The sequence below is a fragment of the Pseudomonas sp. GW821-FHT01C01 genome (genome assembly GCF_059422645.1).
In genome coordinates this window covers 107,330-131,493 of sequence record NZ_JBWKXF010000010.1, presented here as the reverse complement: position 1 = coordinate 131,493, position 24,164 = coordinate 107,330, and the positions used below count along the sequence as shown (strand labels likewise).

Below are 24,164 nucleotides of genomic sequence, written 5' to 3'. Positions count from 1 at the left end.
GGCGGGGCCATGCGCGTTCTGATTATCGAAGACGAGGAAAAAACCGCGGATTATCTGCACCGCGGCCTGACGGAACAGGGTTACACCGTGGATCTGGCGCGGGACGGGGTCGAAGGCCTGCACCTGGCGCTGGAAAGCGACTACGCGGTGATCGTCCTCGACGTGATGTTGCCGGGCCTCGACGGCTTCGGCGTATTGCGCGCCTTGCGTGCGCGCAAGCAAACCCCGGTGATCATGCTGACCGCCCGCGAGCGAGTGGAAGATCGCATCAAAGGCCTGCGTGACGGTGCCGACGATTACCTGGGCAAACCGTTTTCCTTTCTTGAACTGGTGGCACGCCTGCAAGCGCTGACCCGGCGCAGCGGTGGCCATGAACCGGTGCAAGTGAGCATCGCCGACCTGTGGATAGATTTGATCAGCCGCAAGGCTACTCGCGGCGGCGCACGGCTGGACCTGACCGCCAAGGAGTTCTCGCTGCTCAGCGTATTGGCGCGCCGCCAGGGTGAAATCCTGTCGAAAACCGCCATTGCCGAGATGGTCTGGGACATCAATTTCGACAGCGACGCCAACGTCGTCGAAGTCGCGATCAAACGCCTGCGGGCCAAGCTCGACGGGCCGTTCGAAGAGAAACTGCTGCACACCATTCGCGGCATGGGTTATGTGCTGGAGAGCCGTGGTGTCCAGTAACTCCATTGCTCTGCGCCTCAGCGGCATGTTCACGCTGGTGGCACTGCTGGTGTTCCTGCTGATCGGCTGGGCGCTGTACCAGCAGGTCGACAAAGGCCTGGGCCTGTTGCCCGAAGCCGAGCTGGACGCGCGCTACAGTGTGCTCGAATCCACGGTCGGCCGTTACGGCACACCTGAGCATTGGGTGAAGATCAACAACAAGCTCAATCTGCTGAGCGAAGAAGACAAACGCATCAGTTTCTGGATCATCAGTGGCGATCCGCACTACGAATACGGCAACCTGACACCGACGATCCGCGCCTTTGCCCAAGGGCCGCTGGGCACGCGCGACATGCAACTGCCGGATCACCCGTATCCGCTGAAAGTGCTGGTCAGCGAATTTCCGGCCAAGGACCAACGTCCACCGCTGCGCTTCATGATCGCCATCGATACCGAAACGTTTTTCCAGACTCAGCATCAACTGTTGATCGCGCTGATCAGCCTGGCAATTGTCGGCGTGTTGCTGGCTTCGGCACTGGGTTATTGGGTGGCGCGGATCGGGCTCAAGCCGCTGATCAAACTGTCCCAGGAGGCCCAACGTCTGGCCCCGCCGTTGCGCTCGGGGCGCTTGCGATTGTCACCGTTGCCGCCGGAACTCGATCAATTCGTCAGCTCGTTCAACTCGACCCTGGAACGGGTTGAGCAAGCGTACTCACGCCTTGAATCGTTCAATGCCGACGTCGCCCACGAACTGCGCTCGCCACTGACCAACCTGATCGGCCAGACCCAGGTCGCCTTGACCCGCGGACGCTCCGCCGAGCATTACTTCGAAGTGCTGCAGTCGAACCTCGAAGAGCTTGAGCGACTGCGTTCGATCATCAACGACATGCTATTCCTGGCCAGTGCCGATCAGGGCAGCAAGGCGACCAAACTGATGTCCACATCGCTGGCGGATGAAGTGGCCACGACCCTGGAGTATCTGGATTTCATTCTCGAGGACGCTCAGGTCCGGGTTGAGGTCAGTGGTGATGCGCAAGTGCGGATCGAGATCGCACATCTGCGCCGGGCGTTGATCAACCTGCTGAACAACGCGGTGCAACACACCGGGCCCGGGCAGGTGATTCAAGTTCGAATCGAAGCCCGGGAGCATCAAGTCAGCATCGGCGTCGCCAACCCCGGCGAACCGATATCCCGCGAACACCTGCCACGGTTGTTCGAACGCTTTTACCGGGTCGATGCGTCGCGCAGCAACAGTGGCCACAATCACGGTTTGGGGCTGGCCATCGTCAAGGCGATTGCGTTGATGCATGGCGGCGATGTGTTCGTGCGCAGTGATCATGGGATGAACACCTTCGGCATTCACCTGCCCGTCTGAAACGCACAAACTACTGTGGCGAGCGAGCTTGCTCGCGCTGGGCTGCGAAGCGGCCCTGAAACCTGTGTACGCGTTCTTTCAGAAAGAACTGTGCTCTCCGGTTAACGACTGCTGCGCAGCCGAGCGGGAGCAAGCTCCCTCGCCACAAAAAGCGCTTTGCACTACTCACTATTGCCGTAACCGCAACAGTCCTTTCATCAATTCGCTCTTTTTCCCCTCGCCTCACATCCTTATCTTTGCCCGCACCAAACAGCACTTGCCAAGCAAGAAGGTTTTAAAGATGTCCAACAGTATGGGTATTGCCAGCGCTTTCGTTTTGTCCTCTTTGTTCCTGTCGCCATGGGCGATGGCGGAAGAATCGCAGACTTTCGTTGCGCATGGCGCGGCACGCGCTGCGGCGTTCGAAGACCATCAGATCGAGATGACGGCCAAGGCTGCGCAAGACTCCCAAGCCCCGCAAGCCTCCAGCACTCAGGCCCAGTCACCGGCCGAGAAAGACAGCTGATCGGCACCTGTCGCGCCTGTTTCCCTCGACACTTTTCATCGGCTCTTCCCTTTGAAAAGTTGTCTTCAAAGCCGCTGCTGTCAGCGGCTTTTTTTATAGTGGCGACTCAACCTTCATTGCAATTTTTGCAACGAAAGTCACTGACGTCCACGCCATTGATTAATCGTTTGAGCAGCCGGAACGAATCATTCGGCTGTTACGTTTATGGAACTACGCTTACAAGGTCCTTCCAGCAGACGTCTGTCTTATGACCGCAAGCCGAACCCCACAATTTTCAGGCAAAACCGGGCGACCCGAGATCATGGTGATCTTCGGCAGCACCCTGACTGTCATCTCGATCCTGTGCATCGTCACTTTTCTGCTGATCCGCGAACACGCCTACGCCCAGCAAACCGCTACACGCAGCGCGACCACCATTGCGCAACTGATCGATGCCGATGTCCTGCGTACGGTCGAACTCTATGACTTGACCTTGCAGGGCCTGATCGCCGCCGCCCAGCGGGACGACCTGAAGCAGGTTTCTGCGCAGATCCGCCATCTGGTGTTGTTCGATCGCTCCACCACCGCGCGCTACAAAGGCGACATCCTGTTGCTGGACAAGCACGGCGACGTGCTGGCTGACTCTTCACTGATCGAACCGAAACCGGGCAACTTCGCTGACCGCGACTATTTCCAGGCCCATGTCTTCAATCGCGACACCGGCATGTTTATCAGCCGGCCGTTCAAGCCGCGCTGCGACTGCGATGACCGCGACGAATGGCGCATCAGTTTCAGCCGGCGCATTTCCTCGCCCACGGGTGAGTTTCTGGGGGTCGCGGTAGCCTCGATGCGCATGAGCTACTTCGATCAGTTGTTCAACAGCCTCGACATCGGCACCGGCAGCACGCTGGGCATCATCAACAATGACGGGATCCTCCTGGCACAGAAGCCGTACCGGGAACCAAACTCCATCGGCAAAAGCTTCTCCAGCCGCCCCAATGTCGTGCGCATGCTACAGGAGCGCAATGGCACCTTCGAAAGCGTGTCGAGCGTCGACCATCAACGGCGCCTGTACACCTTTTCCCGGGTCGGCAATCTGCCGCTGACCGTCATCGTGGCCCTTTCCATCGATGAAGTGTTCGCCACCTGGAACCGCACGGCCTACGTGATCAGCGGTGCTACCGGAGTTTTGTGCATCGGCCTGTTGTGGCTGACCTGGCTGCTCTGCCGCGAACTGCGCCTGCGCCAATGTGCCGAGCAGGAGTTGGCGCAACTGGCGGCCACCGATGCCTTGACCGGCGTGGCCAACCGCCGGTCCCTTGATCAGGCTCTGCGCCATGAATGGTTTCGTGCGCAACGCAGCGGCAAGCCATTGTCATTGCTGATGATCGATGCCGATCACTTCAAGGCCTTCAATGATCGCCACGGGCATCAGGCGGGTGACGAAGCCTTACGGGCATTGGCCGAGGTCATCCGCGCCAACGTCCATCGCCCGGCGGACCTGGTGGCTCGCTATGGTGGCGAAGAATTTTCAGTGATCCTGGCCGAAACCGGCAGTGAAGGCGCGCGGCAGATCGCCGAACATATTCGTGAGGCTGTGCAAAAACTGCCACTGGTCGACGCCGGTGAGCAACCGATGAGCGTGAGTATCGGTATTGCCACCTGGACGGCGGCCAGCGAGATCAACCTGGAGCAGTTGCTGTTCAGCGCGGACAAGGCGCTGTATCAGGCCAAGGAAGGGGGGCGTAACCGGGTGGTGTGGGCCAGCTGAATTTTATGCTGAACCGACCTCTTCGCGAGCAAGCCCGCTCCCACAGTTGACCCCGCCCCCCCCTGTGGGAGCGGGCTTGCTCGCGAAGGGGCCTTCACTGCCACCATAGAAATCAGGACATAAAAAAAGGCCACCCGAAGGTAGCCTTTAAAAAACTAGAGAGGTTTTTTGCTTACACGGCCGCAACCGGGCGCATGTAAGAGATCGGTGCAGTGCTGGCGTCTTCGAACGTCACGACTTCCCAGGCATCTGTCTGCTCAATCAACTTGCGCAGCAGCTGGTTGTTCAGTGCGTGGCCGGACTTGAAGCCCTTGAACTCACCAATCAGGCTATTGCCCAGCAGGTAGAGGTCACCAATTGCATCGAGGATCTTGTGCTTCACGAATTCGTCTTCATAGCGAAGGCCGTCTTCGTTCAGTACGCCATCGGCGTCGACCACAATAGCGTTTTCAACGCTGCCGCCGAGTGCGAGGTTGTGCTTGCGCAGGTACTCGATGTCACTCATGAAACCAAAGGTACGGGCGCGGCTGACTTCTTTTACGAACGAAGTGCTGGAAAAATCCACGCTTGCACTTTGTGTGCGGTCACGGAAAACCGGGTGATCGAAATCGATCTCGAAGCTCACTTTGAACCCTTCGAAAGGGACGAAAGTAGCGCGCTTGTCGCCATCTTCCACTGTCACTTCACGCAGGATGCGGATGAACTTCTTGGCGGCGTCCTGTTCTTCCAGGCCAGCCGATTGAATCAGGAATACGAAAGGTCCGGCGCTACCATCCATGATCGGGACTTCGGACGCGGAGAGCTCGACGTAGGCGTTATCGATGCCCAGGCCTGCCATGGCCGAGAGCAAGTGCTCTACCGTGTCCACTTTGACGTCACCGTTAACCAGTGTGGTCGACATAGTGGTTTCACCAACGTTTTCCGCGCGGGCAGGAATCTGCACCACGGGATCGAGGTCGGCGCGACAAAACACAATGCCGGTGTCGACAGGCGCTGGCTTGAGGGTCAGGTAGACCTTCTCCCCGGAGTGCAGGCCGACACCTGTGGCACGGATAATATTCTTCAGGGTGCGTTGTTTAATCATGGCATGGGCCGCTTCAGCGCAAATTGCGAACTGGTATCAACAAAGGCTGGCGATGATAGCAGACCAGACCTTTGCTGAACACCAATCACCCGAATACCCCTGATACATTTCATCAATCGGCCTGACGACGCAGGAATGCCGGGATGTCCAGGTAGTCCAGGTCATCTTGCGGATTCATCTTCGCGGCAGTCGCAGCACCGGCCTGGGCCTGGTTGCGCATGACGGTCGGACGGTCCAGGTCACGGTAGTTCACCGCTGGAGCTTCCTGACGAACAGGGGCCTGTTGTTGTGGCTGCGAAGCCATCGAAGTGTGGACGGTGTTGTCGATGACCTTCACAGGCTTCTCGATTTTAGCGCCCAGACCGGTAGCGACGACAGTCACGTGCAGCTCGTCGCGCATGTCCGGATCGATAACGGTACCGACCTTGACCATCGCATGCTCGGAAGCGAATGCCTCGATGATGCTACCCACGTCGGAGTATTCACCCAGGGACAGATCCGGACCGGCGGTAATGTTCACCAGGATGCCGCGAGCGCCTTGCAGGTTCACGTCTTCCAGCAACGGGTTGCGAATGGCCGCTTCGGTGGCTTCGCGTGCACGGTTCGGACCGCTGGCGCAGCCAGTGCCCATCATCGCCATGCCCATTTCGCTCATCACGGTACGCACGTCGGCGAAGTCGACGTTGATCATGCCCGGACGCTTGATGATGTCGGAGATACCGCGAACGGCACCGGCCAGTACATCGTCAGCCTTGGCGAAAGCCGACAGCAGGCTTGCGTCTTTACCGAGGATGGTCAGCAGCTTCTCGTTGGGAATGGTGATCAACGAGTCGACGCTTTCGGAGAGCATGCGGATGCCTTCGTCGGCGATCTGCATACGCTTGCGGCCTTCGAACGGGAACGGACGGGTCACCACCGCAACGGTGAGGATGCCCATTTCCTTGGCCACTTCGGCAATGATCGGCGCAGCACCGGTACCGGTACCACCGCCCATGCCAGTGGTAATGAACACCATGTTGGTGCCCTGCAGGACTTCGGCAATGCGCTCACGGTCTTCCAGAGCGGCTTGACGGCCGACTTCAGGGTTGGCGCCAGCGCCCAGGCCCTTGGTCACGCCGGTGCCCAGTTGCAGGATGGTCCGCGCGCCAATGTTTTTCAGCGCTTGAGCATCGGTGTTGGCGCAGATGAATTCGACGCCTTCGATGTTGCTCTTGACCATGTGGTTGACAGCGTTGCCGCCGCCACCGCCGACACCGATAACTTTGATTACCGGGCTTGCGGGGATGTTGTCTACGAGTTCGAACATTTTCCCTCTCCTTTACATTCTCTAGTTTTTTCGCCTACTGCGTGCTTCGGTGTAACGGTGTTGCGGTAAATCTTCAGAAATTGCCCTGGACCCACTTCTTCAGGCGGTCCAGCAGCGGAGCCTGTGGCTCTTCGTTGCTGTAGCTGTCGCGGCTGCCGATGCCCGAGAACGAGATGCCATCGGACTGTTTCTGCAGGCCGTACATCAACAGGCCGACGCCAGTGGAATAGATCGGGTTGCGTACCACGTCATCCAGACCTTTCACGCCATGCGGCACGCCCAGACGGACCGGCATGTGGAAGATTTCCTCGGCCAGTTCGGTGGCGCCTTCCATCTTCGACGTACCGCCGGTCAGCACGATGCCGGCCGGGATCAGGTCTTCGTAGCCGCTGCGGCGCAGTTCGGCCTGGATCAGCGTGAACAGTTCGTCGTAGCGCGGCTCGACCACTTCGGCCAGGGCCTGGCGGGACAGCTCGCGCGGTGGACGGTCGCCAACGCTTGGCACCTTGATGGTTTCACCGGCACCAGCCAGTTTGGCCAGGGCGCAGGCGTAGCGAATCTTGATTTCTTCGGCGTACTGGGTCGGGGTGCGCAACGCCATGGCGATGTCGTTGGTCACCTGGTCACCGGCAATCGGGATCACGGCGGTGTGACGGATCGCGCCTTCGGTGAAGATCGCGATGTCGGTGGTACCGCCACCGATGTCCACCAGGCACACGCCCAGCTCTTTCTCGTCATCGGTCAGTACCGAATACGCGGAAGCAAGCTGTTCGAGAATGATGTCGTCGATTTCCAGGCCGCAGCGACGCACGCATTTTTCAATGTTCTGTGCGGCGTTGACGGCACAGGTGACCACGTGAACCTTGGCTTCCAGACGCACGCCGGACATGCCCAGCGGCTCGCGGACGCCTTCCTGGTTATCGATCACGTAATCCTGCGGCAGGGTGTGCAGCACGCGCTGGTCAGCCGGGATCGCCACGGCCTGGGCGGCGTCGAGTACACGCTCAAGGTCCGCAGAGCTGACTTCGCGATCACGAATCGCCACGATGCCGTGGGAGTTCAGGCTGCGGATGTGATTGCCGGCCACGCCAACGAATGCCGAGTGAATGCGGCAACCGGCCATCAACTGCGCTTCTTCGATGGCGCGCTGGATCGACTGCACGGTGGATTCGATGTTCACCACCACGCCTTTTTTCAGGCCACGGGACGGATGGGTGCCGATCCCGACGATTTCCAGCGTGCCGTCGTCCGCGACCTCGCCGACCAGCGCCACCACCTTGGAGGTGCCGATATCGAGACCGACGATCATTTTGCCGCTTTGCACGTTTGCCATGGGTCCTGCCTCTTCTTAATTCTTCGCGACAGCGGGTTGGGCTGCCGTGGGCGCTACAGGTTCCCGCCAGCCAACAGCGAGGCCGTTGGCGTAGCGCAGATCGATGCGCGCAATGTTCGTAATCTGTTCTTTGAGCGTCTTGTCATAGATGGCGATGAAGCGGCGCATCTTTTCCACCAGGTTGCCGCGTCCCAGCAGCAGTTCGATTCCAGGGCCGGCACTGCCGGGGCCGGTGGTCAGGAACCAGCTGCCGCGTTCACGCAATTCCAGGCGTGCAATCGAGAAACCCAGCGGCCTGAGCATTTGGCTCAACACCTGGTATTGCTGCATCACTTGCTGTTGAGCCCGCTGCGGGCCGAACAGTTGAGGCAAGTGTTCGTAGTTCGCCAGCTCGCGCGGGGTAAAGGCCTGGCCCTGGTTGTTCAATAGCGACTCGTCGCCCCAACGGGCCACCGGCAATTGTTCTTCCAGGCGGATCACCACTTGATCCGGCCAAACCCTGCGCACTTCGGCGTGGGCAATCCATGGCATCTGCTCAAGCTCGGTACGCATGCTTGCCAGGTCGATGGTGAAGAAGCTCGACGCCACGTACGGGGCGATCCGCTGCTGCACCGCTTGCTGGCTGATGTAACTCAAGTCGCCCTGCACGTTGATTTTGGTGATCGGCCGGTCGGCATACGGCAACAACCGTGTCGCGCCTTCGTAAGTACCGAACCCCAAGGCCACCAGCAGCACCGGCCAGAACAACGCTTTGAGAAAACCGAAGTTGGCTTTCGGCAGGCGCGCGGACATCGGCTCTTTGGCCACCATTCGGCTGGCACCCCGTGGCACCGGCTTGCGGCCGGGTGCGGGAGGCTGATGTCTGAGCTGAGCGCCTTGCATGGCCTTAACCTCTCGTCGACTCTTGGTTACCGGCAGTGTTGCCGGCAACGCTTTCGGCCAGAATGGCCAGAACCAGCTGCTGGAAATCCAGACCGGCGGCACGGGCCGCCATCGGCACCAGGCTGTGATCGGTCATGCCCGGTGCGGTGTTGACTTCCAGGAACCAGAACTGCCCCTCGGCGTCCTGCATCACGTCTGCCCTGCCCCAACCGGCGATACCCAGCGCTTCACAGGCTTTCGCCGTGAGGTCCATGAGTTCCTTTTCCTTGGCGCTGTCCAGACCGCACGGAATGCGGTACTGGGTATCGTTGGCGATGTACTTGGCGTCGTAGTCGTAGAAGCTGTGCGTCGTGCCCAGGGCAATCGGTGGCAACACCTGGTCACGCAGGGTGGCGATGGTGAACTCCGGACCGTGAATCCATTGCTCGACCAACACTTGCGAATCGTAGGTACTGGCCGCTTTCCAGGCGTCGATCAACTCGGACGCGGAACTCACTTTGGCCATCCCGATACTCGAACCTTCATGGGCCGGTTTGACGATCAAAGGGAAGCCCAGTTCCGTCGCTGCCGAAATACAATCGGCCTCGTTGCTCAGCACCGCATGACGTGGCGTCGGAATGCCCAGGCTGTGCCAGACCTGCTTGGTGCGCAGTTTGTCCATGGCCAGGGCCGAAGCCAGGATGCCGCTGCCGGTGTACGGAATGCCCAGGCATTCGAGCAGGCCCTGCATGCTGCCGTCTTCACCGCCACGGCCGTGGAGGATGATGAAGGCACGGTCGATCTTTTCATTGAGCAGACGCTGCAGAAGGTCATCGCCCACGTCGAGACCGAACGCATCCACACCGGCGCTTTGCAGTGCATCGAGAACGGCGTTGCCCGACTTCAGCGACACTTCGCGCTCGGCACTCTTGCCGCCGAACAGCACGGCAACGCGGCCGAAGTCTTTCGGCGCGATCGTGGAGACCAGGTTGGCGTAGGCAGCAGTCATTTCAACTTCCCCTTCTCCGGCGCGGCAACGGCACCGGCGAACAACTCACTTTTCAACAGTTTTGGCGCGAGACCGCCGATATCACCGGCGCCCTGGCACAGCAGAATGTCGCCGGCGCGCAGCAGCGGCTTGACCACGGGCGCGAGGTCGACACCACGCTCGATGTAGATCGGGTCGAGCTGGCCACGCTGACGGATGCTGTTGCACAGCTTGCGGCTGTCGGCGCCCGGAATCGGCTCTTCGCCGGCTGGGTAGACTTCCATCAGCAGCAGCACGTTGGCGTCGGCCAGCACATTGACGAAATCGTCGTACAGGTCGCGAGTACGGCTGTAACGGTGTGGCTGATAGACCATCACCAGACGGCGCTCCGGCCAGCCACCGCGTACGGCCTTGATCACCGCCGCGACTTCGGTCGGGTGGTGACCGTAGTCATCGACCAGCATCACGTTGCCGCCGTCCACCGGCAGTTCGCCGTAGACCTGGAAGCGTCGACCGACACCCTGGAACCCGGACAGGCCCTGGACGATGGCTTCATCGCTGACGCCTTCGTCGGTGGCGATGCAGATGGTTGCCAATGCGTTCAATACGTTGTGGTTGCCCGGCATGTTGACCGAAACATCCAGAGGCTCGCGGTCAGGGCGCAGCACGGTGAAGAAAGTCTGCATGCCTTGCTGGCGCACGTTGATGGCACGCACGTCACAGTCTTCGCCGAAGCCATAGGTGACCGTCGGGCGTTTGACCTGCGGGAGGATTTCACGCACCACAGGATCGTCCAGGCACACCACCGCCAGACCGTAGAACGGCAGGTTGTGCAGGAACTCGACGAAGGTTTTCTTCAGTTTGTTGAAGTCGCCGTCGTAGGTCGCCATGTGATCGGCGTCGATGTTGGTGACCACGGCCACCAGCGGCTGCAAGTGCAGGAAGCTGGCGTCGCTTTCGTCGGCCTCGGCGATCAGGTAGCGGCTGGTGCCGAGCTGGGCATTGGTGCCCGCGGCATTCAGGCGGCCACCGATGACGAACGTCGGGTCCAGGCCACCGGCCGCGAACACCGAAGCGATCAGGCTGGTGGTGGTGGTTTTACCGTGGGTACCGGCAACGGCGATGCCGTGGCGATAGCGCATCAGCTCAGCCAGCATTTCTGCACGCGGCACCACCGGAATACGACGCTCCAGGGCCGTGGCAACTTCCGGGTTGGACGTGTTCACGGCACTCGACACCACCAGCACGTCGGCGGCGGCGGCGTTCTCGGCGCGGTGGCCGATAAAGATCTGCGCCCCGAAGGACTCCAGGCGCTCGGTGACCGGCGACGCCTTCAGGTCGGAGCCGGACACGGCATAACCCAGGTTCAGCAGCACTTCGGCAATCCCGCACATGCCCACACCGCCGATACCGACGAAGTGGATGCGACGGATACGGCGCATTTCCGGTTGTGGCATGGCTTTCTGACTCTCAACCATGGGCCACCTCCAGGCAGCTATCGACAACGTTACGGGTGGCATCGGGTTTGGCGAGGCGGCGTGCCGCGTTGGCCATTTCGTTGAGTCGTTGTGGTTGCATCAGGACCTCTGTCAGGCGAGCGGCAAGATCCGCTGCACCAGTCGTTCTTTGCGGCATCAGGAAGGCTGCACCTTCACGGGCCAAATATTCGGCGTTGCGGGTCTGGTGATCGTCAATGGCATGGGGCAAGGGCACCAGCATCGAGGGCAGACCGGCAGCGGCCAGTTCACTGACGGTCAGCGCGCCTGCGCGACATACCACCAGGTCGGCCCAGCTGTAGGCTTGGGCCATGTCTTTGATGAAGGGCTGCACCTGCGCCTCGACGCCAGCCGCGCGATAGCGCTCTGCAGTCACTTCATCGTGGTTTTTGCCGGCCTGATGGAACACTTCCGGACGCAAGTCGGCAGCGACTTGCGACAGGGCTTCAGGCAGCAACTTGTTCAACGGCTCTGCGCCCAGGCTTCCGCCCAGGATCAGCAAACGCGCCTTGCGACCGGCCAGGGCGGGTCGCGATGTCTCGAGGAACAGTTCGGTGCGCACCGGATTACCGGTGGTCCGACGGCTGCTCGACAGGGTAAAGGTGTCGGGGAACGCTTCACAGACTCGGGCGGCCAACGGCACCAGCAACCGATTGGCGGTACCGGCCACTGCGTTCTGCTCGTGAACGATCACCGGCACACCGGCCAGCTTGGCGGCAACGCCCCCCGGACCGGTCACATAACCACCAAAGCCCACGACACAGACCGGTTGCAGACGGCGAATGATCGCCCGCGCCTGCCAGACCGACTTGAGCAACATGAACGGCGCCTTGAGCATCGACAGCTTGCCCTTGCCGCGCAGACCGCTGGCGTTGATCCGATGCAGCTCGATACCGGCGGCCGGCACCAGGTCGTTCTCGATGCCACGCGGGGTGCCGAGCCAGTGCACGGTATAGCCGCGTGCCTGGAATTCGCGGGCACAGGCCAGCGCCGGGAACACGTGGCCACCGGTGCCGCCAGCCATGATCATGACATTAGCGCCCATGGTGCGGCTCCTCGGCGAAGTCGCTCTCATGGAACTCCATCTCCTCACTGCCCAGGTGGGTTCGACTTTCCCACTCGATGCGCAGCAACAAGCCGAGACAGGCACAGCAAATCACCAACGAACTACCGCCATAACTGAGGAACGGCAGCGTCAGGCCCTTGGTCGGAAGCAGGCCCACGTTCACGCCGATGTTGATCAGGAATTGACCGATCCACAGAAAGGACAAACCGTAGGCAACATAAGCCGCGAAAAACTGCTTGGCCTTTTCAGCCCACAAACCGATGTACATGCCACGAATACACACGAAAACGAACAGTGCCACGGTGCACAGGGAACCTACCGCACCCAGTTCTTCGGCCAGGACCGAGAACACGAAGTCAGTGTGGGCTTCCGGCAGGTAGAACTGTTTCTGCACGCTGTTGCCCAGGCCGACGCCCAGCCATTCGCCGCGACCGAAAGCGATCAATGCCTGGGACAACTGATAGCCGGCACCGAACTGGTCGGCCCACGGGTCGGCGAAGTTGGTCAGACGCGCCATTCGATAAGGCTGCATTTGAATCAACAGCACCACCGCGCCGACAGCCAGGACCACCATCAGGGAAAAACGGAACAGCCCGACGCCGCCAAGGAACAGCATCGCCGCCGCCGCTCCCATCATCACGACGGTGGCACCGAAGTCCGGCTCCATCAGCAGCAGGCCCGCCATCGGCAGCAGCACGATGAACGGCTTGAAAAAGCCCATCCAGCTTTCGCGCACTTCTTTCTGACGACGCACCAGATAACCGGCGAGGTAGATCACCACGAACACCTTGGCGATCTCGGAAGGCTGGACGTTGAAGAAACTGAAGCCGATCCAGCGCATCGAGCCGTTAACTTCACGGCCGATCCCGGGAATGATCACCATCACCAGCAAGCCGAATGCCCCCAGCAGCATCAACCAGCCCAGGCGTTGCCAGGTGGCAATCGGGATCATCATGGTGACGATGCAGGCACCCAGGCCCAGCACCACATAAATAAGGTGGCGAATCATGTAGTACAGGGCGCTGCCCGACTGCACGGCCGCCACTTCGGTCGATGCCGAGGCAATCATGATCAGCCCCAGGCCGAGCAGCGTCAGGCAACCGGCGAGCATCGGGAAATCGAGGTCGATACCGCGCCCGGTGATGATCGGCGAAGGGTATGGCTTGATGATGTCTTTCAGGCTCATGCCAGTTCCTCCACGGCTTGGACGAACTGGTGACCACGGTCTTCGTAGTTCTTGAACATGTCGAAACTGGCGCAGGCTGGCGACAGCAGCACCACATCGCCCGGCTGGGCAGCGGCGCGGCATTGCTCGACGGCTTCGACCAGGGAGCCGGCGCGGATCAGCGGTACCCCATCGCCGATGGCTTCGCCGATCTTGTCGGAATCGCGGCCCATCAGGATCACGGCGCGGCAGTTGGCCGCCACCGGATCGCGCAGGTCCTTGAACTCGGCACCCTTGCCGTCGCCGCCGGCGATCAGCACGATCTTGCCGTCGATGTCCGCACCCAGGCCTTCGATGGCCGCCAGCGCGGCGCCAACGTTGGTGGCTTTGGAATCGTTGTAATAGCCCACGCCGTCGAGGTCGCGGACCCATTGGCAGCGATGCTCGAGACCGGCGAAGGTGCGCAGGCTCGACAGCATGGCATCGAACGGCAGGCCGACCGCATGGCCCAGGGCCAGGGCCGCCAGGGCGTTGGACTGGTTGTGGGCGCCACGAATCTTTAATTCGCGCACCGGCATCAGGTTCTGGAATTCGAAGGCCAGGTATTTCTCGCCGTCTTCTTCACGGATACCGAAGGCCTTGAAATCGGGTTTGCTCAGGCCGAAGGTCCAGCACGGCTGGCCCTCGCCGATCAACGGGCGACTCAGGGCATCCTGGCGATTGACCACGAACTGCCGGGCGCCACGGAAGATCCGGTGCTTGGCCAGGTGATAGGCCGGCAGACCGCTGTAACGGTCCATGTGGTCTTCGCTGATGTTGAGCACAGTTGCCACTTCGGCGTTGAGTTGATCGGTGGTTTCCAGCTGGAAACTCGACAACTCCATCACGTACAACTCGACGTCGTCGCGCAGCAGGTCCAGCGCCGGGGTACCGAGGTTGCCACCGACGGCAACACGCTTGCCCGCCGCAGCCGCCATTTCGCCGACCAGGGTGGTGACGGTGCTTTTCGCGTTGGAACCGCTGATGGCCACGATCGGCGCCTTCGCGTTACGCGCGAACAGCTCGATGTCACCGGACAATTTCACGCCACGGGCGGCAGCAGCCTGCAGGGCCGGGGTCGCCAGCGCCAGGCCGGGGCTGACGTACAGTTCGTCGGCACGGCACAGGAACTCGACGTCCAGCTCGCCACAACGCACTTCCACGTGCGGATAGTCACGCTTGAGCGTGGCCAGTTCCGGTGGATTGTCCCGCGTATCGGCCACGGCAAACGCCACGCCCCGGTTCGCCAGGAAGCGAACCAGGGACATGCCGCTCTTGCCGAGGCCGACAACGATGCGGAAGTGGTCAGAAGCGATCAGAGACACGAGTTTCTACCTCAGCTTCAGGGTGGCAAGGCCGATCAGCACGAGAATCACGGTGATGATCCAGAAACGGACGATCACACGTGGCTCGGGCCAACCCTTGAGTTCAAAGTGGTGGTGGATGGGCGCCATGCGGAATACGCGGCGACCGGTCAGTTTAAAAGAGGCGACCTGAATGACGACTGACAGGGTTTCCATCACGAACACGCCGCCCATGATGAACAGGACGATTTCCTGACGGACAATCACTGCGATGGTGCCCAGGGCCGCGCCCAGCGCCAGTGCGCCGACGTCACCCATGAAGACTTGTGCCGGGTAGGTGTTGAACCAGAGGAAGCCCAGGCCGGCTCCGATCAGTGCGCCACAGAACACGATCAATTCACCGGCGCCCGGTACATAAGGAATCAGCAGGTATTCGGCGAACTTCACGTTACCCGACAGGTAGCAGAAGATACCCAGACCGCCGCCAACCATCACCGTCGGCATGATCGCCAGGCCGTCGAGGCCGTCGGTCAGGTTGACCGCGTTGCTCGAACCGACAATCACGAAATAGGTCAGGACGATGAAGCCTGCGCCCAGCGGAATGCTGTAGTCCTTGAGCATCGGCAGGATCAGTGTGGTTTCCACCGGAGTGGCAGCCGTCACATAAAGGAAGATCGCCGCGCCCAGGCCAAATACCGACTGCCAGAAATACTTCCAGCGGCTTGGCAGGCCGCGGGAGTTTTTCTCGATCACCTTGCGATAGTCGTCGACCCAGCCGATGGCGCCGAACAGCAAGGTCACCAGCAGTACGACCCAGACGTAACGGTTGGTCAGGTCAGCCCAAAGCAGGGTGCTGACACCGATGGACGACAGAATCAGCGCGCCGCCCATGGTCGGTGTACCCGACTTGGACAGGTGCGACTGCGGGCCGTCATTGCGAACGGATTGACCGATCTGACGGTTCTGCAAAGTGCGGATCATCCACGGGCCGTAGCACAGCGACAAAACCAGCGCGGTCAGTACACCGAGAATCCCGCGCAGGGTCAGGTACTGGAAGACCGCGAAGCCTTTGTAGAACTGTTGCAGATACTCCGCTAGCAGCAGCAGCATTAATGTTTCTCCAGACTGGACCCGCACAAAGCGGCGACGACGTTTTCCATCGCAGCGCTGCGCGACCCCTTGATCAAAATGGTGGTGTTTGTGTCTTGCTCGGCGCCCAGGGCCTTGATCAGCTCAGCCTGCGTGCTGAAGTGAAAAGCCTGTGGACCGAATGCGTTCACGGCGTGGGCCATCATTGGCCCGACGGCGTACAGCGCAGAAACCTTGCCACGGGCGTACTCGCCCACGTCGCGGTGCCCTTGCTCCGCCCACTCGCCCAACTCGGCGATATCCCCGAGCACCAGAACGGTGCGGCCGGAAAAGCCGGCGAGTATATCAACGGCGGCGCACATGGAGGTGGGGTTCGCGTTGTAAGTGTCATCAATCACGCGCATGCCATTGCTGGCCAGTTGCGCGACGGTTCGACCCTTGACCGGTTGCACCGCGCCAAGGCCGGTGGCGATACCAAACAGCGACACCCCCAAGGCATGGGCGGCAGCGGCGGCGGCCATGGCATTGGCGACGTTATGGGTGCCGAGCAGGTTCAGTTGAACACGCTCCACACCTTCAGGACTGTGCAGGTTGAACGCCGGGCAGCCGCGGGCATCGGTGGCCAGGTCACTGGCATGGAAATCGGCGCTGGTGTTGCTCAACGCAAACGTCAGCACTTTGCGATCACCGGCGCGCGCCTTCCAGATACCGAATGCCTTGTCGTCGAGATTGAGAACGGCGACGCCATCGGCATCCAGCCCTTCGATAATCTCGCCCTTGGCCTCGACGATTTTTTCCGGGCCGCCGAATTCGCCGACGTGGGCGGTCCCGGCATTGTTGAGAATGGCCACATGCGGCTTGGTCAAGCCGACGGTGTAGGCGATTTCACCCAGGCGCGAGGCCCCCAGCTCGATCACCGCGGCGGTGTGCTCCGGCGCCAGTTCGAGCAAGGTCAACGGTACGCCAAGGTCGTTGTTCAGATTGCCACGGGTCGCCAGCACCGCGCCGCGCGTGCGCAGGATGCTCGCAAGCATTTCCTTGACCGTGGTCTTGCCGCTGGAGCCGGTCACGGCGGCAACAGGTTGGGTGAACGCGGCACGGTTCAACGCACCCAGTTGCCCCAGTGCCTGACGGGCGTCCTTGACCAGCAGTTGCGGCAGCGTACTGTCGGCGACCTCACGCTCGACCAGCGCCGCGACGGCGCCTTTGGCCGCCACGTCATTCAGATAATCATGACCATCGAAACGTGGCCCGGTCAGGGCAATAAACAGCTGACCCGGCTTGATCGCACGGCTGTCGATGCTGACACCGTCGAAACTGGCATCGACGGACACCAGGCGAGCATTCAGCGCAGCAGTCAGTTCGCTCAGCTTCAAGGCCTTAAGCATGGGCCACCTCCCACGCGGTCAAGGCATGATCGGCCTCGACCAGATCGGAGAAGGCATGACGCTCGCCGTTGATTTCCTGATAGTCCTCGTGACCTTTGCCGGCCAGGACAATCACGTCGTCCACCGATGCGCTGGCGATCAACCGGGCAATCGCCTGACCGCGACCGGCAACGAACGCCACTTTATCCACAGCCGTGAAACCGGCACGGATGTCATCGAAAATCACTGACGGATCTTCCGTACGCGGGTTGTCATCTGTTACCAGCACGCCATCGGCCAGGCGTTCGACCACTTCGGCCATCAACGGACGCTTGCCGCGATCGCGGTCACCGCCACAGCCAAACAGGCACAACAACCGGCCTTTGGCGTGTGGACGCAGGGCCAGCAGTACTTTTTCCAGCGCATCCGGGGTGTGGGCGTAGTCGACCACCACCAGCGGCTGCGAGCCACCGCCCAGACGCTGCATGCGCCCGGCAGGGCCTTCGAGCTTCGGCAGCACCTTGAGGATTTCGTCCAGGGCGTAATCCAGACCGAGCAGCGCACCGACCGCCGCCAGGACATTGCTCAGGTTGAAGCGACCGAGCAAGGTGCTGCGCAAGTGATGCTCGCCCTGTGGCGTGACCAGCGTGGCGCGCACGCCTTCGTCGTCGAATTGCGCCTGGCGGCAATACAGGTAGGCGCTGGAATCTTCCAGGCTATAGGTGATCAGCCGCGACTCGCGCTTGTCGGCGGCCAGTTGCCGACCGAACTCGTCGTCGAGGTTGACCACGCGGCATTTCAAATCATTCCAGGCAAACAGCTGGGCCTTGGCTTCGCCGTAAGCCTGCATGGTGCCGTGGTAATCCAGGTGATCGCGGGACAGATTGGTCATCACCGCCACATCGAAGGCCAATGCGGTCACGCGGCCCTGGTCCAGGCCATGGGAAGAAACCTCCATCGCCACGGCTTTGGCCCCGGCCTTTTTCAGGTCCGCCAGGGTCGCTTGCACGGCAATCGGGTTCGGCGTGGTGTGCAGGCCGCTTTCCAGTGCGCCGTAGAAACCGGAACCGAGGGTGCCGACCAGGCCGCAGTGCTGGCCGAGCAGGTCCAGTGCCTGGGCGACCAATTGGGTCACGCTGGTCTTGCCGTTGGTGCCGGTCACGCCCACCAGGTTCAGGTGATGGCTCGGCTCGCCATAAAAACGCCCGGCGATGTCCGACAGTTGGGCCGCCAGACCTTTGACCGGAATCAGCGGCACTTCAGTGATCGGCAGGACCGTGGCGCCTTCTACTTCATAGGCCACCGCTGCAGCGCCGCGCTGCAAGGCGTCAGCGATATGCGCGCGCCCATCGAATTTCCCGCCCGGCACGGCGAGGAACAGATCGCCCGCGCGCACATTGCGGCTGTCCAGGGCGAGTTCGCGAATCAGCAGATCGTGGCCGGCGTGAGGGAATATTTTGTTCAGGCTCAGAGACATCAGCCGCGCCCTCCATTAGCTTTCAGCGGAACGACCGGTGTTGCGTTCGCTTGTTGAGTGGGTGGCAGGTTGTCCGGCGTAATGTTCATCAGGCGCAGGGTGCCCGACATCACGCGACTGAACACCGGCGCGGAAACCAGGCCGCCGAAGTAACCGGCCTTGGTCGGTTCATCGATCACCACCACGATGGCGTAGCGCGGATCGCTCATCGGGCCGAAACCGGCGAACAGCGAGCGGTACGAGTTCTCGGCGTAACCCTTGGTGCCGACCGAGGTTTTACGTGCGGTACCCGACTTGCCGCCCACGTGATACGCCGGCACCTGCGCACGGAACACACCACGCGGGGCCTCGATTACTTGTTGCAGCATGCCTTGCATGGTTTTCGCAACCGCCTCCGGCAACACCTGAGTGGTTTGCGGCGCCTTGTCAGTTTTGATCAGGGTCAGCGGCGCGAGGCGACCGTTGTTGGCCAAGGCCGAGAAGGCGTGGACCAACTGGATCGCAGTCACGGAAATACCGTAGCCGTAGGACAGCGTGGCGGTTTCCGCCTTGCGCCATTCGCGGTAGTTCGGCAGGTTGCCGACGCGCTCGCCCGGGAAGCCCAGGCCAGTGTCCTGACCGAGGCCGACCTTCTGCGCCAGGCGGAAAATGGTTTCGCCGCCGATGTCGAATGCGACCTTGCTCATGCCAACGTTACTGGAGTTGATCAGGATACCGGTCAGGTCGAGCACCGGGCCTTCAGTCTTGGATACGTCCTTGATGGTGTATTTACCAATCTGCAAGCTGCCTGGATACACCTCGACAGTGTCGCTCGGCTTCCAGCGCCCGGTTTCAATCGCGGCGCTCATGGAAATCGCTTTCATGGTCGAACCCGGCTCGAACACGTCGATCATCGCGCGGTTGCGCATCATCGCCGGTTGCAGGTTGCGACGGTTGTTCGGGTTGTAGGTCGGCTGGTTGACCATCGCGAGAATCTCGCCGGTCTTCACGTCCATGATCACCAGGCTGCCGGCCTTGGCGCCGTTCTCGATGATCGCGTTGCGCAATTCACGGTTGGCCAGGTATTGCAGGCGCAGGTCAATGGACAACGCCAAGGGCTTGCCGGCCTTGGCGTTTTTGGTAACCTGGACATCCTTGATCAGCCGGCCGCGCCGGTCCTTGATCACCTGACGCTTGCCAGGGACCCCGGCCAGCCATTCGTCGTAGGCCAGTTCGACGCCTTCGCGACCGTGATCGTCGATGTCGGTAAACCCGACCATGTGGGCGGTGACCTCACCGGCAGGATAAAAGCGCCGGAACTCTTCGATGCCGTAGACACCCGGTACTTTCAGGTCAAGCACGGCCTGACCCTGCTCAGGCGTCAGCCCGCGCACCAGGTAAATGAATTCTTTGTTGGCCTGGGCTTCAAGACGCTCGGTCAGGGCTTTCGGATCTTGTCCCAGCGCGGCGGCCAGTGCTGGCCACTTGTCTTTCTCCAGCTGCATTTCCTTGGCGTTGGCCCACAGCGTAGTCACCGGGGTACTGACGGCCAAAGGTTCGCCGTTACGGTCGGTGATCAGACCACGGTGAGCGGGAATCGGAATATGACGAACGCTGCGCGCATCGCCCTGACCTTTAAGGAAGTCACGGTCGACCACTTGCAGGTCGATGATGCGCCAGGCAATCGCAGCCACCATGACGCCAAGCAACCCCAGCACTACGCGGAACCGCCACGGAAAGAGAGCGCCTTCGAGTTTCATCATGGCGCCACCATCTTCACGTCAGCGGCACCGGGGATGTGCATTTTCAATTGTTCGGAGGCCAGCACTTCGATACGACTGTGGGCCGTCCAGGTGCTCTGTTCCAAAATCAACCGGCCCCACTCGGCCTGTGCCTTGTCGCGCACGCTCAACTCGTTGTACAGCGAGTTCAGCAACTGGCGATTCCAGTGCGCGCTGTAAGACACGCCGATGGCCGACACGAGCACGCCGACAAACAGCAGCAGCATGAAGAAGCTTCCGCCGGGCAGTGGCTTGGCGAAAAGCTTGCTCACCGCAGCTTCTCCGCCACACGCATGACAGCGCTACGGGAACGTGGGTTGGCTTTGAGTTCGGCGTCGGAGGCCGTCTGCGCTTTGCCATGGACTTTGATTTTCGGTTCGAAGGCGACATGCCGAACCGGCAGGTTGCGCGGCAGGTTGTCGGCTTCGCCTTTCACCAGCTTGCGCATGAACAGTTTGACGATACGGTCTTCCAGCGAGTGGAAGCTGATCACCACCAGGCGACCGCCCACTTCCAGGCAATCCAGCGCGGCTTCGAGGCCGGTTTCCAGATCACCCAGTTCGTTGTTGACGTGAATACGCAATCCCTGGAATGCACGGGTTGCAGGGTTCTTGCCCTTTTCCCACGCCGGGTTGGCGACTTTCAGGACTTCTGCCAGATCACCGGTGCGCTCGAATGGCTTGATGTCGCGACGCTCGACCACGGCACGGGCCATGCGCCCGGAGAAGCGCTCTTCGCCGTATTCCTTGAACACCCGGGCGATTTCTTCCACGGGTGCGGTGTTGACGAATTCGGCAGCGCTGATTCCGCGGGACGGATCCATGCGCATGTCCAGCGGACCGTCATTGAGGAAACTGAAACCACGCTCAGGATCGTCAAGCTGTGGCGAAGACACGCCCAGATCGAGCAACACACCGCTGACCTTGCCGTTCATGCCGCGCTCGGCCACTTCGGCACCGAGCTCGGCAAAGCTGCGCTGCACAACGACAAAGCGGCCGTCTTCGGCCGCTAGCGTCTGCCCGGTGGCAATCGCTTGTGGATCTTTATCGAATCCGAGCAACCGACCATCAGGACCGAGCTGGCTGAGGATCAACCGGCTGTGCCCGCCGCGCCCGAACGTGCCGTCCAGATAGCAGCCATCAGGACGTACGGCGAGAGCCTCGACGGCTTCGTCAAGCAGTACGGTGATGTGGTTAAAGCCGCTATCAATAGTCACAGGATCAAATCACGCAGTTCATCAGGCATCGCGCCCGGTTGTTGAATAGCAGCCAGGTCAGCGGCAGAAACCGCGTTCCAGGCATCCTCGTCCCACAATTGGAACTTGTTCAGTTGGCCTACCAACATCGCGTGCTTATCCAACTTGGCATATTCACGAAGACGCGGCGGAACCAGAAAACGACCACTGCCATCGAGCTCGAGGTCGACGGCATTACCAATCAGTAAACGTTGCAGGCGACGGTTCTCTTCGCGAAGCGAAGGCAGTGCGCGCAGTTTGGTTTCAATAATTTCCCACTCATCGAGCGGGTAAACACATAAACAAGGATCAACGGCATCAATCGTGACAATCAACTGACCGGAACTACGCGAAACGAGCTCGTCACGGTACCGGCTCGGCATGGCGAGACGGCCCTTTGCATCGAGACTGATAGCGTTGGCTCCGCGAAACACGTCAGCGTTTCTCCAAATTTTAGCGTTTTGAGTTCAAAAAACCCACTTCATGCCACTTTTCGCCACTTGTGCACACTATAGGAATGCGCCCACCACACCGTCAAGGCGCGGGTTAAAGGAAAACCCTTACAGAACTGAGATTTAGGAGCATTAAGGGAGGAGCAACGAGAATCCGGCGGATGAAACTGCCCGATAACTTGAATCAGCACAGAAGGCTGCGTTCGGAAGTTAAAGTAATTTATTAAGAGTAAGATTTTTTTGGTATTACAAAAGAGGTTCTGCGGATGAATGTGCAAGGAGGGAAATTGCTATCACCATCCCCCTTGCTCAATGATTTAAGCAGAGGGGAGAAAAAGGTGGAGAGTCGATCTGTAAGCCGGGTTCTGTCTTGAACAGTCATTCGTCTACGATGGCCATCACTGGACATCTTTAGCAACCTACCCGGTCCCAGCGCGGGCCACGCCTTGGGACCCTATTTGGTCTTGCTCCAAGTGGGGTTTACCTAGCCACGAACTGTTGCCAGACGTGCGGTGCGCTCTTACCGCACCTTTTCACCCTTACCGGCGCCGAAGCGCTTAGGCGGTTATTTTCTGTGGCACTTTCCGTAGGCTCACGCCTCCCAGGCATTACCTGGCACTTCGCCCTATGGAGCCCGGACTTTCCTCCCCCCCCTAATTTTCATAGAGGGCAGCGACTGTCCGATCGACTCTCCACCGCGAAGGTTACCGGCAGAGCGCCCGAAGAACAAGCGCTAAGCGCCTTTGAGCGCGCCGGTACGTCGGGTTTTACTCCCCCTTCTGTTTATCCAGCGCAATCTGGTACAGCACATTCTTTCGCTCGCCGGTGATTTGCGCCGCCAACGCCGCCGCACGCTTGAGCGGCATTTCTTCGAGCAACAGGTTGAGGATGCGCATCGCTTCACTGCTGACGGCGCCCTCCTCCTCGGGCGCAGACCAGCCCGCCACCAATACCACGCACTCGCCGCGCTGCTGATTGCTGTCCGACTCGACAAACTCGCGCAGCTCAGCCAGCGGCAGCCCCTTGAGGGTTTCAAACGTCTTGGTCAGCTCGCGCGCAAGTAGCGCGAGACGCTCGGGGCCGAACACCAGTTCCATGTCTTGCAGGCATTCAAGGATGCGATGCGGCGCCTCATAGAAGATCAATGTGCGAGGCTCTTCCTTTACCTGCTCGAGGCGCGCTCGCCGCCCCACTGCCTTGGCCGGGAGAAAACCTTCGAATATGAAACGGTCGGAAGGCAGCCCCGCCGCCGACAACGCGGCAATCAACGCACAGGCCCCCGGAACCGGCACCACATTGATACCCGCAGCCCGGGCCTGCCGCACCAGGTGATAACCCGGATCGGAAATCAGCGGCGTCCCGGCATCGGAGATCAACGCCACGTTGTCACCGGCAAGCAGGCGAGTGATAAAGCGACTACCTTCATCCCGCTCGTTGTGCTCATGGCAGGCCGCCAATGGCGTCGAAATGCCGAAGTGTTGCATCAAGCGCAGGGAATGGCGGGTGTCTTCCGCGGCGATCAAGGCCACTTCACGCAGAATCTTCAGCGCCCGCGCACTGATGTCATCCAGGTTGCCGATGGGCGTCGCCACCACATAAAGCGAGCCAGCAGCGGAATTCAAAGCACCTGGAGCAGTCAAAGCGCACACCTCATGATCGGTAAAAGTCGCCATTGTAGCGCGTAGCGAGACTCGCGATACGCGCAACCAAACGCGGCTTCGGCGACCGTTTGTGCACTGGCGCAACATTTACACCAGCTAAATTGATCGATTCACGCCAGTAACATCGCGCCCCGGCCAGTGCTTGGGTACAATTCCACGCTAATTTGATCGAGTATCAGGAACGCT

Annotated in this window: 21 protein-coding genes and 1 other RNA gene; 4 read left to right on the top strand and 18 right to left on the bottom strand. The window is 60.6% G+C overall.

The window, feature by feature from the left end:
* Positions 1-9 precede the first annotated feature (9 nt).
* The 4 genes from AC07XF_RS10035 to AC07XF_RS10020 all read left to right on the top strand — a co-directional run bounded on the left by AC07XF_RS10035 (position 10) and on the right by AC07XF_RS10020 (position 4,296).
* Positions 10-687 (top strand): heavy metal response regulator transcription factor, encoded by a 678-nt coding sequence (locus tag AC07XF_RS10035; protein WP_007989910.1) that lies wholly within the window; start codon positions 10-12, stop codon positions 685-687.
* The gene (locus tag AC07XF_RS10030; protein WP_495026336.1) at positions 677-2,041 is read left to right on the top strand and encodes a heavy metal sensor histidine kinase; all 1,365 of its coding nucleotides are present in this window, start codon (positions 677-679) and stop codon (positions 2,039-2,041) included. The genes AC07XF_RS10035 and AC07XF_RS10030 overlap by 11 nt, the downstream gene beginning before the upstream one ends.
* Before the next feature lie 280 nt (positions 2,042-2,321).
* A complete protein-coding gene (locus AC07XF_RS10025) occupies positions 2,322-2,546 on the top strand; it encodes a hypothetical protein (RefSeq protein WP_495026359.1) in 225 nt (74 codons plus the stop codon).
* Between the two features lie 247 nt (positions 2,547-2,793).
* Positions 2,794-4,296 (top strand): sensor domain-containing diguanylate cyclase, encoded by a 1,503-nt coding sequence (locus tag AC07XF_RS10020; protein ID WP_495026335.1) that lies wholly within the window; start codon positions 2,794-2,796, stop codon positions 4,294-4,296.
* Between the two features lie 172 nt (positions 4,297-4,468).
* Here the strand turns inward: AC07XF_RS10020 and lpxC are convergent, their stop codons facing one another.
* The 18 genes from lpxC to rsmI form a co-directional block, all read right to left on the bottom strand.
* Positions 4,469-5,380: a UDP-3-O-acyl-N-acetylglucosamine deacetylase gene (lpxC, locus tag AC07XF_RS10015; protein ID WP_007939852.1), complete on the bottom strand. Its 912-nt coding sequence runs from the start codon at positions 5,378-5,380 to the stop codon at positions 4,469-4,471.
* Between the two features lie 112 nt (positions 5,381-5,492).
* Positions 5,493-6,686 (bottom strand): cell division protein FtsZ, encoded by a 1,194-nt coding sequence (gene ftsZ / locus AC07XF_RS10010; protein WP_108228495.1) that lies wholly within the window; start codon positions 6,684-6,686, stop codon positions 5,493-5,495.
* 73 nt (positions 6,687-6,759) lie between these two features.
* The gene (gene ftsA, locus AC07XF_RS10005; protein WP_007989901.1) at positions 6,760-8,019 is read right to left on the bottom strand and encodes a cell division protein FtsA; all 1,260 of its coding nucleotides are present in this window, start codon (positions 8,017-8,019) and stop codon (positions 6,760-6,762) included.
* Between the two features lie 15 nt (positions 8,020-8,034).
* Positions 8,035-8,901 carry a cell division protein FtsQ/DivIB gene (locus AC07XF_RS10000; protein WP_495026334.1) on the bottom strand — a complete coding sequence of 289 codons (867 nt, stop codon included), beginning with the start codon at positions 8,899-8,901 and terminating at the stop codon, positions 8,035-8,037.
* A 4-nt stretch (positions 8,902-8,905) separates the two neighbouring features.
* Positions 8,906-9,889, bottom strand: a complete 984-nt coding sequence (locus AC07XF_RS09995) for a D-alanine--D-alanine ligase (RefSeq protein ID WP_495026333.1) — start codon at positions 9,887-9,889, stop codon at positions 8,906-8,908.
* On the bottom strand, positions 9,886-11,346 hold the full coding sequence (gene murC / locus AC07XF_RS09990) for a UDP-N-acetylmuramate--L-alanine ligase (RefSeq protein ID WP_007989894.1): 1,461 nt from the start codon (positions 11,344-11,346) through the stop codon (positions 9,886-9,888). The genes AC07XF_RS09995 and murC overlap by 4 nt, the downstream gene beginning before the upstream one ends.
* A complete protein-coding gene (murG, locus tag AC07XF_RS09985) occupies positions 11,339-12,409 on the bottom strand; it encodes an undecaprenyldiphospho-muramoylpentapeptide beta-N-acetylglucosaminyltransferase (protein WP_495026332.1) in 1,071 nt (356 codons plus the stop codon). Before murG ends, murC begins: the two co-directional genes overlap by 8 nt.
* A complete protein-coding gene (gene ftsW / locus AC07XF_RS09980; RefSeq protein ID WP_007989890.1) occupies positions 12,399-13,616 on the bottom strand; it encodes a putative lipid II flippase FtsW in 1,218 nt (405 codons plus the stop codon). The genes murG and ftsW overlap by 11 nt, the downstream gene beginning before the upstream one ends.
* A complete protein-coding gene (gene murD, locus AC07XF_RS09975) occupies positions 13,613-14,959 on the bottom strand; it encodes a UDP-N-acetylmuramoyl-L-alanine--D-glutamate ligase (RefSeq protein ID WP_495026331.1) in 1,347 nt (448 codons plus the stop codon). Before murD ends, ftsW begins: the two co-directional genes overlap by 4 nt.
* A 6-nt stretch (positions 14,960-14,965) precedes the next feature.
* Positions 14,966-16,048 (bottom strand): phospho-N-acetylmuramoyl-pentapeptide-transferase, encoded by a 1,083-nt coding sequence (mraY, locus tag AC07XF_RS09970; protein WP_007989886.1) that lies wholly within the window; start codon positions 16,046-16,048, stop codon positions 14,966-14,968.
* Positions 16,048-17,415 (bottom strand): UDP-N-acetylmuramoyl-tripeptide--D-alanyl-D-alanine ligase, encoded by a 1,368-nt coding sequence (locus tag AC07XF_RS09965; RefSeq protein WP_495026330.1) that lies wholly within the window; start codon positions 17,413-17,415, stop codon positions 16,048-16,050. The genes mraY and AC07XF_RS09965 overlap by 1 nt, the downstream gene beginning before the upstream one ends.
* Entirely contained in the window at positions 17,408-18,871 is a 1,464-nt protein-coding gene (locus AC07XF_RS09960) for a UDP-N-acetylmuramoyl-L-alanyl-D-glutamate--2,6-diaminopimelate ligase (protein ID WP_007989883.1), read from the bottom strand. Before AC07XF_RS09960 ends, AC07XF_RS09965 begins: the two co-directional genes overlap by 8 nt.
* Positions 18,871-20,610 (bottom strand): peptidoglycan D,D-transpeptidase FtsI family protein, encoded by a 1,740-nt coding sequence (locus AC07XF_RS09955; protein ID WP_177323553.1) that lies wholly within the window; start codon positions 20,608-20,610, stop codon positions 18,871-18,873. The genes AC07XF_RS09960 and AC07XF_RS09955 overlap by 1 nt, the downstream gene beginning before the upstream one ends.
* Positions 20,610-20,903 (bottom strand): cell division protein FtsL, encoded by a 294-nt coding sequence (gene ftsL / locus AC07XF_RS09950; RefSeq protein ID WP_046026702.1) that lies wholly within the window; start codon positions 20,901-20,903, stop codon positions 20,610-20,612. Before ftsL ends, AC07XF_RS09955 begins: the two co-directional genes overlap by 1 nt.
* On the bottom strand, positions 20,900-21,847 hold the full coding sequence (rsmH, locus tag AC07XF_RS09945) for a 16S rRNA (cytosine(1402)-N(4))-methyltransferase RsmH (protein WP_007989877.1): 948 nt from the start codon (positions 21,845-21,847) through the stop codon (positions 20,900-20,902). Before rsmH ends, ftsL begins: the two co-directional genes overlap by 4 nt.
* Positions 21,844-22,299, bottom strand: coding sequence for a division/cell wall cluster transcriptional repressor MraZ (gene mraZ, locus AC07XF_RS09940; protein ID WP_007989875.1), 456 nt, complete (start codon positions 22,297-22,299; stop codon positions 21,844-21,846). Before mraZ ends, rsmH begins: the two co-directional genes overlap by 4 nt.
* Positions 22,300-22,655: 356 nt before the next feature.
* Positions 22,656-23,009, bottom strand: an RNA gene (gene rnpB, locus AC07XF_RS09935) — RNase P RNA component class A.
* 75 nt (positions 23,010-23,084) lie between these two features.
* Complete coding sequence (gene rsmI / locus AC07XF_RS09930) at positions 23,085-23,990, bottom strand: 16S rRNA (cytidine(1402)-2'-O)-methyltransferase (RefSeq protein ID WP_495026329.1); 906 nt, start codon at positions 23,988-23,990, stop codon at positions 23,085-23,087.
* Positions 23,991-24,164 lie beyond the last annotated feature (174 nt).